The following is a 1,350-nucleotide window of genomic DNA, read 5'->3' as shown; positions in this document are numbered from 1 at the left end:
GGTGGTCTCCACCGTCTCACCACCTCCCTGGCCGAAGCGTGGGCCAACGGCCTGCCCGTCGACTGGGACACCCACCCCCCCACCACTGCCGGCCCCGTCGTTCCCGACATCCCCGACCTGCCCACCTACCCCTTCCAGCGTGAGCGTTACTGGCTAGGTGAGATCGAGACGCTTTCCGCTGCGACGGAGCCGTCGGCGCAGGCGATCGACCGCTCCACGGAGCTGGCGCAGCTTGACCGGGACGAGCAGCTTCGCGTGATCCTGGAGAAGGTCCGGGCACAGGCCGCCCACGTCCTGGGATACCCCTCAGCTGGTCACATAGAGGTGGATCGGACCTTCCGTGAGTCGGGGTGTACGTCGTTGACCGGCGTAGATCTGCGGAACCGCGTGAACGCGGCCTTTGGTGTGCGTATGCCGCCGTCCATGATTTTCGACTTTCCCACGCCCAGGGTTCTCGCCGAGCATCTGCTGACAGTGATGCACGGGGAGGTCACGGGTGAGCGGGGCGGGGCCAAGCCGGCGGTGCGGAAGTTCGCGGTGGCCGATGAGCCGGTGGCGATCGTGGGCATGGCGTGCCGGCTGCCGGGCGGGGTGGGGTCACCCGAGGATCTGTGGCGGCTGGTGTCCGAGGAGACTGACGCGATCTCGGAGTTCCCGCAGGACCGCGGGTGGGATGTGGACGGTCTGTACGACGCGGACCCCGAACGGCCTGGGACGACGTACGTCCGGCAGGGTGGGTTCCTCGACGGTGTCGCGGAGTTCGATGCGCCGTTCTTCGGGATCTCGCCGCGTGAGGCGCTGGCGATGGACCCGCAGCAGCGATTGCTTCTTGAGACGTCATGGGAGGCGGTCGAGCACGCGGGTATCAATCCCACGTCATTGCGGGGACAGCAGGTGGGTGTCTTCACCGGGGCGATGACGCAGGAGTACGGGCCGAGCTTGCGGGAGGGCGGCGAGGGGCTCGACGGCTATCTGCTCACCGGCAATACGGCCAGTGTCATGTCGGGTCGTGTCGCCTATGCGCTGGGCCTGGAGGGTCCGGCCCTGACGGTGGACACGGCGTGTTCGTCGTCGCTGGTGGCGCTGCACCTGGCGGTGCGGGCGCTGCGGAACGGCGAGTGCGACATGGCCCTCGCGGGCGGCGTCGCCGTCATGCCCACTCCCGGCATGTTCGTGGAGTTCAGCCGGCAGCGTGGGCTGGCCGCCGACGGGCGGTCCAAGGCGTTCGCGTCGTCGGCGGACGGCACCAGTTGGTCCGAGGGTGTCGGGGTGCTGCTGGTGGAGCGGTTGTCCGACGCGCGGCGTCGTGGGCATCGGGTGCTGGCGGTGGTGCGGGGCAGTGCGGTGAAC

Annotated in this window: 1 protein-coding gene; it reads left to right on the top strand. The window is 69.1% G+C overall.

Annotated elements, in window-relative coordinates:
* Positions 1 to 1,350 (top strand): type I polyketide synthase (locus tag AB0L74_RS34815; RefSeq protein ID WP_365661637.1); only part of this gene is annotated, 1,350 nt, incomplete at both ends.

The organism is Streptomyces sp. NPDC052020 (genome assembly GCF_040680575.1).
Classification (GTDB): Bacteria; Actinomycetota; Actinomycetes; order Streptomycetales; family Streptomycetaceae; genus Streptomyces.
The sequence above is the reverse complement of the archived record's forward strand: the minus strand, read 5'-3'. Positions and strand labels throughout refer to the sequence as shown.